At 69.7% G+C, this 15,783-nt stretch carries 14 protein-coding genes; 8 read left to right on the forward strand and 6 right to left on the reverse strand.

Annotated elements, in window-relative coordinates; translation table 11 throughout:
* The first annotated feature begins 1 nt into the window (after nucleotide 1).
* From LE548_RS27065 to LE548_RS27075, 3 genes are all read left to right on the forward strand, one after another.
* Nucleotides 2-511, forward strand: a complete 510-nt coding sequence (locus tag LE548_RS27065; RefSeq protein WP_225099563.1) for a MarR family winged helix-turn-helix transcriptional regulator — start codon at nucleotides 2-4, stop codon at nucleotides 509-511.
* Nucleotides 512-640: 129 nt separating this feature from the next.
* Nucleotides 641-979 carry a DUF3817 domain-containing protein gene (locus LE548_RS27070; protein ID WP_225099564.1) on the forward strand — a complete coding sequence of 113 codons (339 nt, stop codon included), beginning with the start codon at nucleotides 641-643 and terminating at the stop codon, nucleotides 977-979.
* Nucleotides 980-1,064: 85 nt separating this feature from the next.
* Nucleotides 1,065-2,765: a methylmalonyl-CoA mutase gene (locus LE548_RS27075; RefSeq protein ID WP_225099565.1), complete on the forward strand. Its 1,701-nt coding sequence runs from the start codon at nucleotides 1,065-1,067 to the stop codon at nucleotides 2,763-2,765.
* A gap of 6 nt (nucleotides 2,766-2,771) precedes the next feature.
* On the opposite strand, the gene LE548_RS27080 is transcribed toward LE548_RS27075, so the two are convergent.
* On the reverse strand, nucleotides 2,772-3,389 hold the full coding sequence (locus LE548_RS27080; RefSeq protein ID WP_225099566.1) for a TetR/AcrR family transcriptional regulator: 618 nt from the start codon (nucleotides 3,387-3,389) through the stop codon (nucleotides 2,772-2,774).
* A 210-nt stretch (nucleotides 3,390-3,599) separates the two neighbouring features.
* Here LE548_RS27080 and LE548_RS27085 point away from each other — a divergent pair, with 210 nt between their 5' ends.
* The 4 genes from LE548_RS27085 (at nucleotide 3,600) to LE548_RS27100 (ending at nucleotide 7,854) form a co-directional block, all read left to right on the forward strand.
* Nucleotides 3,600-4,571 (forward strand): tetratricopeptide repeat protein, encoded by a 972-nt coding sequence (locus LE548_RS27085; protein ID WP_225099567.1) that lies wholly within the window; start codon nucleotides 3,600-3,602, stop codon nucleotides 4,569-4,571.
* Between the two features lie 622 nt (nucleotides 4,572-5,193).
* Nucleotides 5,194-5,826 carry a DUF6230 family protein gene (locus LE548_RS27090; protein ID WP_225099568.1) on the forward strand — a complete coding sequence of 211 codons (633 nt, stop codon included), beginning with the start codon at nucleotides 5,194-5,196 and terminating at the stop codon, nucleotides 5,824-5,826.
* Between the two features lie 119 nt (nucleotides 5,827-5,945).
* The gene (locus LE548_RS27095; RefSeq protein WP_225099569.1) at nucleotides 5,946-6,503 is read left to right on the forward strand and encodes a DUF6114 domain-containing protein; all 558 of its coding nucleotides are present in this window, start codon (nucleotides 5,946-5,948) and stop codon (nucleotides 6,501-6,503) included.
* Nucleotides 6,493-7,854: a hypothetical protein gene (locus LE548_RS27100; protein WP_225099570.1), complete on the forward strand. Its 1,362-nt coding sequence runs from the start codon at nucleotides 6,493-6,495 to the stop codon at nucleotides 7,852-7,854. Before LE548_RS27095 ends, LE548_RS27100 begins: the two co-directional genes overlap by 11 nt.
* 309 nt (nucleotides 7,855-8,163) lie before the next feature.
* On the opposite strand, the gene pyk is transcribed toward LE548_RS27100, so the two are convergent.
* The 3 genes from pyk to pta all read right to left on the reverse strand — a co-directional run bounded on the left by pyk (nucleotide 8,164) and on the right by pta (nucleotide 12,984).
* On the reverse strand, nucleotides 8,164-9,591 hold the full coding sequence (gene pyk / locus LE548_RS27105; protein ID WP_225099571.1) for a pyruvate kinase: 1,428 nt from the start codon (nucleotides 9,589-9,591) through the stop codon (nucleotides 8,164-8,166).
* A gap of 85 nt (nucleotides 9,592-9,676) precedes the next feature.
* Entirely contained in the window at nucleotides 9,677-10,885 is a 1,209-nt protein-coding gene (locus LE548_RS27110; protein ID WP_225099598.1) for an acetate kinase, read from the reverse strand.
* Nucleotides 10,886-10,908: 23 nt separating this feature from the next.
* Complete coding sequence (pta, locus tag LE548_RS27115; protein WP_225099572.1) at nucleotides 10,909-12,984, reverse strand: phosphate acetyltransferase; 2,076 nt, start codon at nucleotides 12,982-12,984, stop codon at nucleotides 10,909-10,911.
* A gap of 220 nt (nucleotides 12,985-13,204) precedes the next feature.
* Between pta and LE548_RS27120 the strand changes: the two genes are divergently transcribed.
* Nucleotides 13,205-14,230: an ATP-dependent 6-phosphofructokinase gene (locus tag LE548_RS27120; RefSeq protein ID WP_225099573.1), complete on the forward strand. Its 1,026-nt coding sequence runs from the start codon at nucleotides 13,205-13,207 to the stop codon at nucleotides 14,228-14,230.
* Nucleotides 14,231-14,240: 10 nt separating this feature from the next.
* Here LE548_RS27120 and LE548_RS27125 read toward each other — a convergent pair whose 3' ends face one another.
* Nucleotides 14,241-14,930 carry a helix-turn-helix transcriptional regulator gene (locus LE548_RS27125; RefSeq protein WP_225099574.1) on the reverse strand — a complete coding sequence of 230 codons (690 nt, stop codon included), beginning with the start codon at nucleotides 14,928-14,930 and terminating at the stop codon, nucleotides 14,241-14,243.
* Nucleotides 14,931-15,077: 147 nt separating this feature from the next.
* On the reverse strand, nucleotides 15,078-15,783 hold a 706-nt coding region (locus tag LE548_RS27130; protein WP_225099575.1), incomplete at its 5' end, for a carbohydrate ABC transporter permease.

A 15,783-nucleotide genomic window follows, 5' to 3' on the forward strand; every position in this document is an offset into this window, starting at 1 on the left:
CGTGCCGAAGCCTCTCAGCCTTCCGTTCGACCCCATCGCCCGCGCCGACGAGCTCTGGAAGCAGCGCTGGGGAAACGTGCCGTCCATGGCCGCGATCACCTCGATCATGCGGGCCCAGCAGATCCTGCTGGCCGAGGTGGACGCGGTCGTCAAGCCGTACGGACTCACGTTCGCGCGCTACGAGGCCCTGGTGCTGCTCACCTTCTCCAAGGCCGGTGAGCTGCCGATGTCCAAGATCGGTGAACGGCTCATGGTCCATCCCACGTCCGTGACGAACACCGTGGACCGCCTGGTGAAGTCCGGTCTGGTGGCCCGGCGGCCCAATCCCAACGACGGCCGGGGCACGCTCGCCGTGATCACCGACAAGGGCCGTGAGGTGGTCGACGCGGCCACCCGCGACCTGATGGCCATGGACTTCGGGCTGGGCGTCTACGACGCGGAGGAGTGCACGGAGATCTTCGCGATGCTCCGTCCGCTGCGGATCGCGGCGCACGATTTCGAGGAGGAGTAGGCTCTGCCTGGGTCAGCAGGCTGGTCTCCGCTGCTGCGGAGGTGATCCGAGCGTCCTGACACGCTGGCGCGTAAGGGCGTAGTGGTCCCCGCCGTCGCGGGGGTTTTTCGGGCGGTTACGCTCGATCGCATGAAACGAAGCGTGCTGACCCGCTACCGCGTCATGGCCTACACCACCGGTGTCCTCCTGGTACTGCTGTGCCTGAGCATGATCGCGAAGTACGGGCTGGACATCAGCGGTGCCGCCGACGTCACCCGGGTCGTCGCCATCGCCCACGGCTGGCTGTACGTCGTCTACCTGGTCGTCGCCTTCGACCTGGGCTCCAAGGCCAAGATGCCGGTCGGCCGGCAGCTGTGGGTCCTGCTGGCCGGGACGATTCCCACCGCTGCTTTCTTCGTCGAGCGCAGGATCAGCCGCGAGCTGGAGGCCAAGGTCGCCGGCCAGGTCCCGGCCGCCGCGAAGGCCTGAGACACCGGGCGACCCCACCGCCGTACGCGTGCGTACGGCGGTCTGCCATCGACATTTACTAGGACGTCCAAGTAAATTCGGGGGTATGGACGCTCACGCCATCGAGGAGGGCCGCCGCCGCTGGCAGGCCCGCTACGACGCGGCCCGCAAGCGGGACGCAGATTTCACCACGCTCTCCGGCGACCCCGTGGAGCCGGTGTACGGGCCCCGACCGGGCGACACGTACGAGGGATTCGAGCGGATCGGCTGGCCCGGGGAGTACCCCTTCACCCGCGGGCTCCATCCGACCGGCTACCGCGGCCGTACCTGGACGATCCGGCAGTTCGCCGGGTTCGGCAACGCCGAGCAGACCAATGAGCGGTACAAGATGATCCTCGGCAACGGCGGTGGCGGGCTCTCCGTCGCCTTCGACATGCCGACGCTCATGGGCCGCGACTCCGACGACCCGCGCTCGCTCGGCGAGGTCGGGCACTGCGGGGTCGCCATCGACTCCGCCGCCGACATGGAGGTCCTGTTCAAGGACATCCCGCTCGGTGACGTCACGACCTCCATGACCATCAGCGGGCCCGCCGTACCCGTCTTCTGCATGTACCTGGTCGCCGCCGAGCGCCAGGGCGTGGACCCGTCGGTCCTCAACGGCACGCTCCAGACCGACATCTTCAAGGAGTACATCGCGCAGAAGGAGTGGCTCTTCCAGCCCGAGCCCCATCTTCGCCTGATCGGCGACCTCATGGAGTACTGCGCGGCCGGCATCCCCGCCTACAAGCCGCTGTCCGTCTCCGGCTACCACATCCGCGAGGCGGGCGCGACGGCCGCGCAGGAGCTGGCGTACACGCTCGCGGACGGGTTCGGGTACGTCGAGCTGGGGCTCAGCCGCGGCCTGGACGTGGACGTGTTCGCGCCGGGCCTGTCCTTCTTCTTCGACGCGCACGTGGACTTCTTCGAGGAGATCGCCAAGTTCCGTGCGGCCCGGCGCATCTGGGCACGGTGGATGCGGGACGTGTACGGGGCGAAGTCCGAGAAGGCCCAGTGGCTGCGCTTCCACACGCAGACGGCCGGTGTCTCGCTGACCGCGCAGCAGCCGTACAACAACGTGGTGCGTACGGCCGTGGAGGCGCTGGCGGCCGTGCTCGGCGGGACCAACTCGCTGCACACCAACGCCCTGGACGAGACCCTCGCGCTGCCGAGCGAGCAGGCCGCGGAGATCGCGCTGCGCACGCAGCAGGTGCTGATGGAGGAGACCGGCGTCGCCAACGTGGCGGATCCGCTGGGGGGTTCGTGGTTCGTCGAGCAGCTGACGGACCGGATCGAGGCGGACGCGGAGAAGATCTTCGACCAGATCAAGGAGCGGGGGCTTCGGGCTCACCCGGACGGGCGTCACCCGATCGGGCCGATCACTTCCGGGATCCTGCGCGGGATCGAGGACGGCTGGTTCACCGGCGAGATCGCCGAGTCCGCCTTCCGCTACCAGCAGGCGCTGGAGAAGGGCGACAAGCGGGTCGTGGGCGTCAACGTCCACACCGGCTCGGTCACCGGGGACCTGGAGATCCTGCGGGTCAGCCATGAGGTGGAGCGGGAGCAGGTGCGGGTGCTCGGGGCCCGGAAGGCGGCGCGGGACGAAGCCGCGGTGCGCTCCGCGCTGGACGCCCTGCTGGGTGCGGCCCGGTCGGGCGGCAACATGATCGAGCCGATGCTGGACGCCGTACGCGCCGAGGCGACGCTGGGCGAGATCTGCGGGGTGCTGCGGGACGAATGGGGGGTCTACACGGAGCCGGCGGGCTTCTGAGCGAGGTCAGGCGGACGAGGCCAGGCCACCCAGCAGCACGCGCGTGAAGCTGCGTACCCACTCCTCGTCCGCCGCCTTGCCGCTCACCAGGGTGCGGTGCACCACCGCGCCCGCCACCACGTCGAAGATGAGGTCCACCGTGCGGGCGGCCTCCCGCGGATCGGGTTCCGGCGGGAGTTCGCCCCGTTTCTGTGCCCGCGCGCGGCCCTGGAGGACCAGCCGCATCTGGCGCTGCACGATGGAGCGGCGGATGCGCTCGCGCAGGGCGTCGTCGCGGGTGGCCTCGGCGACCACCGCCATCAGGCCGCTCTTGGCCTCCGGGCGGGCGAGGATCGCCGCGAACTGCAGGACGACGCCCTCGATGTCGGCGGCCAGGCTGCCGCGGTCGGGCAGTTCCAGCTCGTCGAAGAGTTCCGCCACCGCGTCGACCACGAGTTCGTTCTTGCCGGCCCAGCGGCGGTAGAGGGTCGTCTTCGCAACCCCCGCCCGGGTCGCCACGTCTCCCAGCGTGAGCTTGGACCAGCCCAGCTCCACCAGTGCCTCCCGGGTCGCGGCCAGGATCGCGGCGTCCGCGGCGGCGCTGCGCGGGCGCCCGGTACGGCTGGCGGGGGTGCGGCTCTGCATCCCCCGACCATAACCGGCGGGTCCTGTGGTGTCGTGAGGGAGATCACCGGGGCGTGGTGTCGCGCGGGGTTCCCATGGCATTACGCTACGAGTCGTAGCGAAAGCTCGTGACGGACGTACACGGGCGCGATCACGAGGCGTGGGGTGGGGACCCGGCGCCCCGGCGCACGACTTTTTCATTCAGGGGCGGGAACGGGGGAGGATAGACGCATGCAGCCACGGAACATGTCCATGAGCGGCGTCGTCGACCTCGCCGCGGTGAAGGCGGCCCAGGAGGCCAAGGCCAAGGCCGAGCAGACGCGCGCCGAAGCCGCCCGGCAGGGCGGTACGGGGGCCGTCGCCCCGGCCGATCTCGTCATCGACGTCGACGAGGCCGGATTCGAGCGGGACGTCCTTCAGCGCTCCGCCGAGGTTCCCGTCGTCATCGACTTCTGGGCCGAGTGGTGTCAGCCCTGCAAGCAGCTGAGCCCGGTCCTGGAGCGGCTGGCCGTCGAGTACAACGGGCGCTTCCTCCTCGCCAAGATCGACGTCGACGCCAACCAGATGCTGATGCAGCAGTTCGGGGTGCAGGGCATCCCGGCGGTGTTCGCCGTCGTCGCCGGGCAGGCGCTGCCGCTGTTCCAGGGCGCGGCCGGCGAGCAGCAGATCCGGCAGACCCTGGACCAGCTGGTGCAGGTCGCGGAGCAGCGGTTCGGGCTCACCGGCCTGACGGTCGACCCGGACGCCCAGCCGGGCCAGGCGGCACCCGCGCAGGAGCAGGCGGGGCCGTACGACGCGGCGCTGAACGCCGCCGCCGACGCCCTGGACGCCGGTGACCTGGCCGGCGCGGTGCAGGCCTACAGGAACGTGCTGGCCGACGACCCGGCCCACCCCGAGGCCAAGCTCGGCCTGGCGCAGGCCGAGCTGCTGCAGCGGGTCCAGGGCTTCGACCCGCAGAAGGTGCGCCAGGAGGCCGCCGACAAGCCGGCCGACGCCGACGCGCAGATCGCCGCCGCCGACCTGGATCTGGTCGGCGGGCATGTCGAGGACGCCTTCGGACGCCTGATCGACGCCGTGCGGCGCACAGCGGGCGACGACCGCGACCGGGTGCGGGTGCGGCTGCTGGAGCTGTTCGAGGTCGTGGGCCCCGACGACCCGCGGGTGGTCGGGGCGCGCCGGGCGCTGGCGCGGGCGCTGTTCTGACCAGTCACTAAACGCCACGGCTTGTGATGCCGGGGTGAAAGATTTGCCGACGAGACGTCAGGGCGGCAGCGCTTTACCAAATCTTGGTAATCGCGGGTGCTGTTACTCCGAGTAAATCAGGGCCGTTGATCTGTCTGGTTTCGTCCAGTGATCAACGGCTTTGCTCTGCCCAGAGTTGCCACCGTGCGTCGCACTCCGAGATCGGTCGGTCGTCCTCCGGTTATCCGGCCGTTACTACCCAGTAACGAAGCCCCTTGTGTCCGGGCCGAGAATGCACCACGATCGGCGACGCTCGGTCCATTCCCGTACCCCGACAGCCGGTCGGGTCGCGGGAGAATCTGGGTCCCCACCGAGCAGAGCCGGCGGCAGTGGCGCCGGCTCTTGGGCAGGGGGGTCTTCGCCGGCCGGCGAAGCCTGTCCAGCAAGGTTGTGCGTGATGCGTGTCAGGCGCGACCAGTGGTTGTCGCTCGGGGGTGATCGCCGGTGATCGAGGTGCGGTTCGCGCCTGACGAGCGCAGGCGCTCCCCTTCCGAGGACGTAGCACTTCTCCCATCCCTGCCCGGCTGAGCCGCTGTCGGTGGCGATTCCGAGCCAGGAGATGTACGTCCGAGAAGGAGGAAATATGGAGTCCCAGGTGCGTGGCGGGACCAGATGGAAGCGGTTCGCTGTGGTCATGGTGCCCAGCGTCGCCGCGACGGCCGCGATAGGTGTCGCCCTCGCGCAGGGCGCTCTCGCAGCTTCGTTCAGCGTTTCGGGTCAGCAGTTCAAGGTCACGGCGGACTCGCTCGAAGGCAACGGCTTCATGCAGTACGGGGCCGTCGACTCGGGCTACACGCTCGCCGGTGACAAGACGGTCCGCCCGGTGGCGGTCTCGGCGTTCAACGACGCGACCATCACCAACCTGTGCCAGTCGGTGGTCACCCCGGACGTCCCGATCTTCGGGAAGGTCAGCCTGATCCTCAAGGCGGGTGGCAACGGCAAGCCGGTCGAGGCCAGCAAGCTGTACATCGACCTTGACGACCTCACGGCCGACGCGACGTTCAGCAACATCAACATCGGTGTCGCCGCCGTGGACTCGCACAAGGGTCCGGGGATCAAGCAGGGCGACAAGACGAACCCGTACGGGTTCGCCCAGGAGGCGGACCACGCCTCGCTGACCGGTGTGAAGCAGACGGCGTGGGCCACCACGGCAGGAACCTTCAAGCTCAGCGGTCTGCACATGTCGATCTCGACGGATGCCAAGGAGTGCTACTAAGCACTCTGTGACGGGCGGGGGAGCCGACGGCGCCCCCGCCCGTTCCCTCATCGGCCGTGCGCCTTCACGCGCGGCACACATCACCACCACAGCAACGCCGCACCAGGGAGCTGTTTTCCATGAGCGCCGAGACTCCTGCCGCCGCACCTGGCCAGTTCACCCGCCGGAGGCTGCAGTTCCGCGCCTGGCGGGGCACCCGACCGTTCTGGGCCGGGCTGTTCGTCGTGTTCGGCGGCTTTCTCATCCTGTACTTCCCGTACGCACACCTGCACCTGGGCCACCTCACGATGACGATGGGGACACCCGGCGGCTCCAGTTCCCTGATCATCGGTGTGCTGCTCATCGTGCTCGGCATCACCCTCTGGTTCCAGCAGCACGTTCGGGTCTTCGCGGGCGTCGCGTCGATTCTGCTGGCGCTGGTGTCCATTCCGATGTCCAACATCGGCGGCTTCATCGTCGGCTTCCTGTTCTCGATGATCGGTGGGGCGATGGCCATCGCCTGGGCGCCTGGCAAGCAGCAGGAGCCGCAGCCGCCGGCCGAGGCGGCGTCGAGCGAGGGCGGCGCGCCGCAGGCCGCGGCGCTGCGGGAGCCGTACGAGGGCGCGGTGGGGGAGCCGAACGACCTGTCAGGAACGAACCCGGCCAACGGGGCGAACGGGAGGCACAGTGCCGGCTGACGAGGTGACCCGCGGGACCGATGTGGACGGGTCCCGCGCGAGAACCGGGCCCCGCCACGCGGCCCCCAGAAAGCCGCTGTTCACCAGGTTCCACATGCCGGCCGGCAAGGCGATAGCGTCAGTGGCGATGCCGACCGCGGTGCTGATGGGCATGGGCTTCACGTCCTCGCTGGCGCTCGCCGCCGGCAACGGCAGCAGCCCGTCCCCGTCGAAGAGCCTGTCGGCCGCCGAGTACAAGGACTGCGTCAAGCAGCTGGACGGCAGCAAGGACAGCTCGTCCTCGCCGTCGCCGTCCGCCTCGCCGAGCGCGTCCGACTCGGCGACGCCGTCGCCCTCGGCGAGCACCGGCGCGAAGGACGGCAAGGACACGGGCACCGGCTCGTCCTCTTCGTCGGATTCAGGTTCCGGCGACAAGGCGACCCCGACCCCGACCGCGACCTCCGGCTCGTCCGGCTCGGGTTCCGGCTCCGGCTCCTCGGGTGCGGGCAGCGGTACGGCCACGCCGTCGCCGTCGCCCTCCGCGTCCAAGAGCGGCGGCGGGCTGCTGGGCACCATCGGCGACACGCTCGGCGGCCTCCTCGGCGGCGACTCCAGCAGCTCCGCGACGAGCCCCACGCCGTCCGCGAGCCCGTCGGCGAGCGCGTCCCATGACGCGTCGTCCCCGTCGGCCTCGTCGGCGTCCGGGTCCTCGGGGTCCAAGCTGACCGACACCGTCAAGGACACCGTCTCCCACACCGGCAAGACGGTCACGGACACGGTGAAGAAGACCACCGACACGGTCTCCAAGACGGCTGGGGACGCCACCAAGGCGGTCAAGGACGCGGCCGGATCGGCCACCCCGAGCCCGTCCGCGAGCTCCTCCGCCCCGGCGACCGACTGCCCGGCGGCCACGACCGATACGAGCGGCGTCGACAACAAGGTGCCGGTGGCGGACGACCCCTGGTACCTCAACGCCAGCTCGCTGCTGCTCAAGGGCGCCGACTACCAGGGCATCGTCGAGGTGAAGAAGGCCGACGGCACCACGAAGAAGGTGCTGAAGTACGTCATCTCCGCCGGCACTGACATCGGGGACCTGCACCAGACGGTGAAGGACACACTGTCGGGCAAGACCTACCACGTGCAGGCGGCCAAGGGGTCGACGTCCACCATCACCGGCGGCTCCACGACGATGTACACGGAGAGCATCTCGGGCAACCTGTTCGGACTGATCCCGGTGACGTTCAGCCCCGACAGCCCGCCCCCGCTGAACATCCCGCTGATCTACTTCACCAACGTGAAGGTGGTCCAGGCGGCCCAGTTCGGCGGCAACCTGCACGTGCCCGGCATGCACGTGTACACGACCGACAACTGACCGGTCGCACAAGCCCGTTCGGGAGCCGCACCACAGGGGCCCCGCCGAGGACACGGCGGGGCCCCTTCCTTTTCCCGAGGCCGCCCGAGCCGGTGCGAGGCCGAGTACGAGCTGATGGGCGTGGGCGCCGAAGGGAGGCCGGATGATCGCCTTGTACGGCTGATCACCGCCGCCCATCCGGAACCGGGCGGCAACGCATGGCTGCGGGAGACGGTGGGGGCACGACCGACATGATCCGCCAGACCCACTGAGGGCGCCCCCTGCCACAGGGGGCGCCCTCAGTGCCGTACGACTGCCTCACGGCGACGCTCAGCTGCTCTTGTTGCCCAGGTGGTGGACGCGCAGCATGTTGGTCGTGCCGGGGACGCCGGGGGGCGAGCCGGCGGTGATGATCACCGTGTCACCCGCGTCGAAGCGGCCCAGCTTGGCCACCTCCTGGTCCACCAGGTCGACCATCTCGTCGGTGGTGTTGACGAACGGCACGACGTGGGACTCCACGCCCCAGCTGAGGGTGAGCTGGTTGCGGGTGGCCTCGTCCGTGGTGAAGGCGACGATCGGCTGGACCGCGCGGTAGCGGGACAGGCGGCGCGCGGTGTCACCGGACTGGGTGAAGGCGATCAGGCCCTTGCCGCCGAGGAAGTCCGCGATCTCGCACGCGGCACGCGCGACCGAACCACCCTGGGTGCGCGGCTTCTTGCCCGGCACCAGCGGCTGCAGGCCCTTGGAGAGCAGCTCTTGCTCGGCCGCCTGGACGATCTTCGACATCGTCTTGACCGTCTCGACCGGGTAGGCGCCCACCGACGACTCGGCGCTCAGCATGACCGCGTCGGCGCCGTCCAGGATCGCGTTGGCCACGTCGGAGGCCTCGGCGCGGGTCGGGCGGGAGTTGGTGATCATCGACTCCATCATCTGGGTCGCCACGATCACCGGCTTGGCGTTGCGCCGGCACAGCTCGATCAGGCGCTTCTGCACCATGGGGACCTTTTCGAGCGGGTACTCCACGGCCAGGTCGCCACGGGCCACCATGACGGCGTCGAACGCCGCGACGACGTCCTCCATGTTCTGCACCGCCTGCGGCTTCTCCACCTTGGCGATCACCGGGACCCGGCGGCCCTCCTCGTCCATCACCCGGTGGACGTCGGCGACGTCCTTGGCGTCCCGGACGAAGGACAGCGCGACCATGTCGCAGCCCATGCGGAGGGCGAAGCGCAGGTCCTCGACGTCCTTCTCGCTCAGCGCCGGCACGTTGACGGCCGCGCCGGGCAGGTTGATGCCCTTGTGGTCGGAGACGACACCGCCCTCGATGACGATCGTCTTGACCCGGGCGCCCTCGACGTCCAGGACCTTCAGCTCGACGTTGCCGTCGTTGATGAGGATCTGGTCGCCGCGCGAGACGTCGCCCGGCAGCCCCTTGTACGTCGTACCGCAGATGTGCTTGTCGCCCGGGACGTCCTCGGTCGTGATGACGAACTCGTCACCGCGCTCCAGCTCGACCGGACCCTCGGCGAAGGTCTCCAGACGGATCTTCGGGCCCTGAAGGTCGGCGAGGACACCGATGGGCCGGCCGGTCTCCTTGGACGCGGCCCGGACGCGGTCGTACCGCGCCTGGTGCTCGGCGTGGGTGCCGTGGCTGAAGTTGAACCGGGCCACATTCATGCCGGCCTCGATCATCGAGACGAGCATCTCGTGGGTGTCGACCGCGGGGCCGAGAGTACAGACGATTTTCGAACGGCGCATGGGGGCGATCCTATCGGTTTGTTTCGCTACGGAATATTCCGTCTGGCGGAAGATACAAATGAGTGGGACACCGCTCAGGTGCTATTCAGTTGTTCTTTCCGACCAGTGCGTAGGTCTGGGTCGCGATCTCCAGTTCTTCATCCGTCGGCACCACCGCGACGGCGACACGCGCATCCTTCGGAGAGATCAGTCTGGCCTCGTCCGCTCGCACCGCGTTCAGCTCCGGGTCGACCGCCGGACCCAGCCCCTCCAGGCCCGCGATCGCGGCCTCGCGCACCGGCGCCGCGTTCTCGCCGACGCCGGCCGTGAACGCGATCGCGTCCACCGTGCCCAGCACGGCGTAATACGCGCCGATGTACTTCTTGAGCCGGTGAATGTAAATGTCGAAGGCGAGCGCCGCCTCTTCGTCGCCCTCGTCGATCCGGCGGCGGATCTCGCGCATGTCGTTGTCCCCGCACAGGCCGAAGAGACCGCTCCTCTTGTTGAGAAGAGTGTCGATCTCGTCCATGGACATTCCGCCAACGCGCGCCAAATGGAAGATGACGGCCGGGTCCAGATCGCCGGACCGCGTGCCCATCACGAGCCCCTCCAGCGGGGTGAGCCCCATCGAGGTGTCCACGCACCGGCCCTTCTCGACCGCGGAGGCCGAGGCGCCGTTGCCCAGGTGCAGCACGATCACGTTCACCTCGGACGGGTCCTTGCCCAGCAGCCGCGCGGTCTCCCGCGAGACGTAGGCGTGCGAGGTGCCGTGGAAGCCGTAGCGGCGGATGCGGTGCCGGTCGGCGATCTTCGGGTCGATCGCGTAGCGCGCCGCGGACTCCGGCATCGTCGTGTGGAACGCGGTGTCGAAGACGGCGACCTGGGGCAGGTCGGGGCGCAGCGCCCGGGCGGTGCGGATGCCGGTCAGGTTGGCCGGGTTGTGCAGCGGGGCGACCGGGATCAGGCGCTCGACCTCGGCGAGCACCTCGTCGTCGATCACGGTCGGCTCGGTGAAGAACATTCCGCCGTGCACCACCCGGTGCCCGATGGCGGCCAGCTCCGGCGAGTCCAGGCCCAGGCCGTCCCGGCCCAGCTCCGCGGCGACCGCCTTGAGCGCGGCGTCGTGGTCGGCGATGGGCCCCGTGTGCTCACGGGTCTCGCCGGTGGACAGGCAGGTGTGCTTGAGCCGGGAGGTCTGCTCGCCGATGCGCTCCACCAGGCCGACGGCGAGCCGGGCGGTGTCGCTCATGTCGAGCAGCTGGTACTTCACGGACGAGGAGCCGGAGTTGAGGACGAGGACACGGGTCGCGGTCACGGTGATGGTCATGCTCTCTGTGGTCAGTTGGCGGGCGTCTGGGCCTGGATGGCGGTGATGGCGACGGTGTTGACGATGTCCTGGACGAGCGCGCCCCGGGACAGGTCGTTGACCGGCTTGCGCAGACCCTGGAGGACCGGGCCGACGGCGATCGCGCCGGCCGAGCGCTGCACGGCCTTGTACGTGTTGTTGCCGGTGTTGAGGTCCGGGAAGATCAGCACCGTCGCCTGACCGGCGACATCGGACTCCGGCAGCTTGGTCGCCGCGACCGACGGCTCCACGGCCGCGTCGTACTGGATCGGCCCCTCGATCTTCAGGTCCGGCCGCCGCGAGCGCGCCAGCTCGGTCGCCTCGCGCACCTTGTCGACGTCGGCGCCCGAGCCGGATGTTCCCGTGGAGTACGACAGCATCGCGATCCGCGGCTCCACCCCGAACTGCGCCGCCGTACCCGCCGACTGGATCGCGATGTCCGCGAGCGCCTGCGCATTCGGGTCCGGATTGACCGCGCAGTCGCCGTAGACCAGCACCTTGTCGGCGAGGCACATGAAGAAGACGGACGAGACGATCGACGACTCGGGCTTGGTCTTGATGATCTCGAAGGCCGGCCGGATGGTGGCGGCCGTGGAGTGCACGGAGCCGGAGACCATGCCGTCGGCCAGACCCTCCTGGACCATCAGGGTGCCGAAGTAGTTGACGTCCGATACGACGTCGTAGGCCAGCTCGACCGTCACGCCCTTGTGGGCCCGCAGCTGGGCGTACTTCTCGGCGAAGGCGTCGCGCAGCTCGCTGGTGGCCGGGTCGATCAGCTGGGTGTCGCCGAGGTCGATGCCGAGGTCGGCGGCCTTCTTGCGGATCTGGTCCTCGGGACCGAGCAGGGTCAGGTCGCACACGCCCCGGCGCAGCAGCACCTCGGCCGCGTGCAGCACCCGCTCCTCGGTGCCCTCGGGCAGGACGACCCGGCGCTTGTCGGAGCGGGCCTGCTCCAGCAGCTTGTGCTCGAACATCATCGGGGTGACCCGGTCGGTGCTGGGCGCGCTCACCCGCGCGGCCAGCTCGGCGGTGTCGGCGTACCGCTCGAACAGGCCGAGCGCGGTCTCCGCCTTGCGCGGGGTCGCCGCGTTCAGCTTGCCCTCCAGCGAGAACAGCTGCTCGGCGGTGGGGAAGCTGGTGCCACTGACGGAGAGCACCGGGGTGCCCGGGGCGAGGCGGGCGGCGAGGGTGAGGATCTCGTCGCGCGGGACCTCGTTCAGGGTGAGCAGCACACCGGCGATCGGCGGGGTGCCGGCGCTGTGCGCGGCGAGCGAGCCGACGACCAGGTCGGCGCGGTCGCCCGGAGTGACGACCAGGCAGCCGGGGGTCAGCGCGGCCAGCAGGTTCGGCAGCATGGCACCGCCGAAGACGAAGTCCAGCGCGTCCCGGGCGAGCCCGGAGTCGTCGCCGAGCAGCACCTTCGCGCCGAGGGTGTGGGCGATCTGGGAGACGGTCGGCGCGGACAGCGCGGGCTCGTCGGGGACGACGTAGCAGGGCACCGGCAGCCGGTTCGTGAGCCGCCCCGCGATCTCGTCACGGTCCTCGCGGGCCACCCGGTTGGTGACCATCGCGAGCACGTCGCAGCCGAGGCCGTCGTAGGCGCGGTAGGCGTTGCGCGTCTCGGCGAGGACGGACTCGGCGGTCTGCTTACGGCCCCCGACCACCGGGATCACGGAGGCGCCGAACTCGTTGGCGAGGCGGGCGTTCAGCGACAGCTCGTCGGGGAGCTGGGTGTCGGCGAAGTCGGTGCCGAGGACGAGGACGACGTCGTAGTCCCGGGCCACCAGGTGGAAGCGGTCGACGAGCGCGGAGACCAGCTCGTCGGTGCCCTGCTCGGCCTGGAGCGCGGAGGCCTCGTGGTAGTCCATGCCGTAGACGGTGGCCGGATCCTGGGACAGCCGGTAGCGCGACCGCAGCAGCTCGAACATCCGGTCGGGGCGGTCGTGGACGAGCGGACGGAAGACCCCCACCCGGTCGACCTGCCGGGTCAGGAGCTCCATGACTCCCAGCTCCACGACCTGGCGGCCGTCACCGCGGTCGATCCCGGTCACGTACACGCTGCGCGTCACGCGTCCACTCCGTTCCTCATGTCATATGCCTGATTGATCTGGAAGGTCGCCTCTACGGCACATCTATGGCATAAAAATCGCCCACCAAGGTGAGCAGAACCCTCTTGACAATACCCCTGGTGCCGGATAAGGCGCCCGTCAAGTAGCTCGGTGCCCCTGCGGACGTGGAACAATCGGGACTGGCTCACCGGCACCGACAGCGAGCAGGAGACACAGCACGATGCGCATCGGAGTTCTCACCGCAGGCGGCGACTGCCCCGGCCTGAACGCCGTGATCCGTTCGGTCGTGCACCGGGCCGTGACGGCGTACGGCGACGAGGTCATCGGCTTCGAGGACGGCTACCGCGGTCTGCTCGACCGCCACTACCGCTCCCTCGACCTGGACGCGGTCAGCGGCATCCTGGCCCGCGGCGGCACCATCCTCGGCTCCTCCCGGCTGGAGCGCGACCGGCTGCGCGAGGCCTGCGAGGGAGCTGCCGACATGGTCGAGGAGTTCGGCATCGACGCGCTGATCCCGATCGGCGGCGAGGGCACGCTGACGGCGGCACGCATGCTGAGTGACGCGGGCCTGCCGGTGGTCGGCGTCCCCAAGACGATCGACAACGACATCTCCTCCACGGACCGCACCTTCGGCTTCGACACGGCGGTCGGCGTCGCGACCGAGGCGATGGACCGCCTGAAGACCACCGCCGAGTCCCACCAGCGGGTGATGGTCGTCGAGGTCATGGGCCGGCACGCCGGCTGGATCGCCCTGGAGTCCGGCATGGCCGCCGGCGCCCACGGCATCTGCCTGCCCGAGCGTCCCTTCGACCCCGCCGACCTGGTCAAGATGGTCGAGGAGCGCTTCGCCCGCGGCAAGAAGTTCGCCGTCATCTGCGTCGCCGAGGGCGCCCACCCCGCCGAGGGCACGATGGACTACGGCAAGGGCGAGATCGACCAGTACGGCCACGAACGCTTCCAGGGCATCGGCACCGCGCTGGCGTACGAGCTGGAGCGGCGCCTCGGCAAGGAGGCCAAGCCGGTCATCCTCGGCCACGTCCAGCGCGGCGGCGTCCCCACCGCGTACGACCGCGTCCTCGCCACCCGCTTCGGCTGGCACGCCGTCGAGGCCGCGCACCGCGGCGAGTTCGGCAAGATGACCGCGCTGCGCGGCACCGACATCGTGATGGTGCCGCTCGCGGAGGCGGTCACCGAGCTGAAGACGGTCCCGAAGGACCGGATGGACGAGGCGGAGTCGGTCTTCTGACCGGCCCTGTTCAACCGGTCCGGCTTTCCACGGCCTGCCAGAAGTTCTCGACGATCCGGTCGAGGAAGTCCTTGCCGGACTCGCTCGCGCCGCTGCTGCCGCCGCCCCAGCTGAGGGTGGCGGCCATGTGGCCCTGATAGTCCTGGTGCAGCGCCTGGAGAACCGCCTCCAGGACACCCTTGTCCAGCGGGGCCAGCTTCAGCACCGGCCGCACATAGGCCTGCCAGCGGGTGGTCACCGCGCTGTGCAGCAACTCGGCGAGCTTCGCCTCCCGGCCCGTGACGGTCACGAAGTCCGGCAGGGCCAGGCCGAGTACCTCGGCCAGCGCGGCCGACTGGCGCTCGTTGCCCCGCCACTGCCCGCTCTCCTCCATCCGCAGATACCCGGCCAGGTCCGTGCCGACGGCCCGGGCCACGTCCTCCGGCGCGATCCCGCGCGCGATGCGATGCTCGCGCAGGGTCCGGGGCCGGCCGATGAGCTCCCCCGGAGAACACCACAACACCCCCGCGAGGGCGGTGAGTTCGGGGCTGCTCGGGGAGGCGATACCGCGCTCCCAGGCGATCACGAGGTCGGGCGTGACGTACGGCAGGCCGTACGAGGCCCGCATGCCGTAGGCGACATGCTCGGGACCCATGCCGAGCGCGGCACGCAGCCTGCGGGCGGCCAGGGCGTTGAACGGAGGAGCTGAAGGGTGGCGCACTCGGACAAGCTAGGGGCGGCGACGGCGGATGGCTACGGTCTGTTCGGCCAGGATCACGGATTGTCGGAACGTACAGTTCCGGCCGTTCGGTATGCAAGCAGCGCAAAGGAGCGCGAGGGAATGTAACGGACGGAACACCTCTTCCCGCTACCCCTTGACCGCCCCGCCCAGCGCGAACCCGCCCCCCAGTCGCCGCGCCACCAGCACGTACAGCAGGATCACGGGCGTCGAGTAGATCACGGAGAACGCGGCGAGCTGGCCGTACGCCACCATGCCCCGGTTGCCGAAGAAGTCGTTGATGCTGACCGAGGCCGGCATCTGGTCCGGGCTGAGCAGCAGCATGAACGGCACGAAGAAGTTCCCCCACATGACCACGAACGAGAACACGGTGACGACGGCGACCCCCGGCCCCATCAGCGGCAGCACGATCCGCACCAGGGACTGCAGCGAGGACGCCCCGTCCGTCCAGGCCGCCTCCTCCAGCTCCTTCGGCACGCCGTCCATGAAGTTTTTCATCAGCCAGATGGCGAAGGGGAGTTGGGAGGCGGCGAAGAACAGGATGGTGCCCTGGAGGGTGTCGATGAGATTCACCCGGACGAACAGCGCGTACACCGGGACCATGATCGCGGTGATCGGCAGGCTGGTCGCGAACAGGATCGTCAGCAGGAACGGCCGGTTGAGGCGGGAACGGAACCGGGAGAGCGGGTACGCGGCGAGGGCGGCGCAGACGACGGTCAGCGCGGTGGCGCCGCCGCACAGGATCAGGCTGTTGAGCAGCGGGGTGTAGGTGATGTCCGGGGTCAGTACGGCACGGAAGTTGGCCGTCGTGAGCCCGTCCGGGACGTGGACCCGC

Source organism: Streptomyces sp. CoH27, assembly GCF_020181035.1.
In the GTDB taxonomy this organism is placed as follows: Bacteria; Actinomycetota; Actinomycetes; order Streptomycetales; family Streptomycetaceae; genus Streptomyces; species Streptomyces camelliae.

Excerpts from the sequence above, each read along its gene's own strand:
- LE548_RS27075 (WP_225099565.1), top strand. The coding sequence starts at position 1,065 with ATGGACGCTCACGCCATCGAGGAGGGCCGCCGCCGCTGGCAGGCCCGC.
- LE548_RS27085 (WP_225099567.1), top strand. The coding sequence starts at position 3,600 with ATGCAGCCACGGAACATGTCCATGAGCGGCGTCGTCGACCTCGCCGCG.
- pyk (WP_225099571.1), bottom strand. The coding sequence starts at position 9,591 with ATGCGCCGTTCGAAAATCGTCTGTACTCTCGGCCCCGCGGTCGACACC.
- LE548_RS27095 (WP_225099569.1), top strand. The coding sequence starts at position 5,946 with ATGAGCGCCGAGACTCCTGCCGCCGCACCTGGCCAGTTCACCCGCCGG.
- LE548_RS27090 (WP_225099568.1), top strand. The coding sequence starts at position 5,194 with ATGGAGTCCCAGGTGCGTGGCGGGACCAGATGGAAGCGGTTCGCTGTG.
- LE548_RS27070 (WP_225099564.1), top strand. The coding sequence starts at position 641 with ATGAAACGAAGCGTGCTGACCCGCTACCGCGTCATGGCCTACACCACC.
- LE548_RS27120 (WP_225099573.1), top strand. The coding sequence starts at position 13,205 with ATGCGCATCGGAGTTCTCACCGCAGGCGGCGACTGCCCCGGCCTGAAC.
- LE548_RS27080 (WP_225099566.1), bottom strand. The coding sequence starts at position 3,389 with ATGCAGAGCCGCACCCCCGCCAGCCGTACCGGGCGCCCGCGCAGCGCC.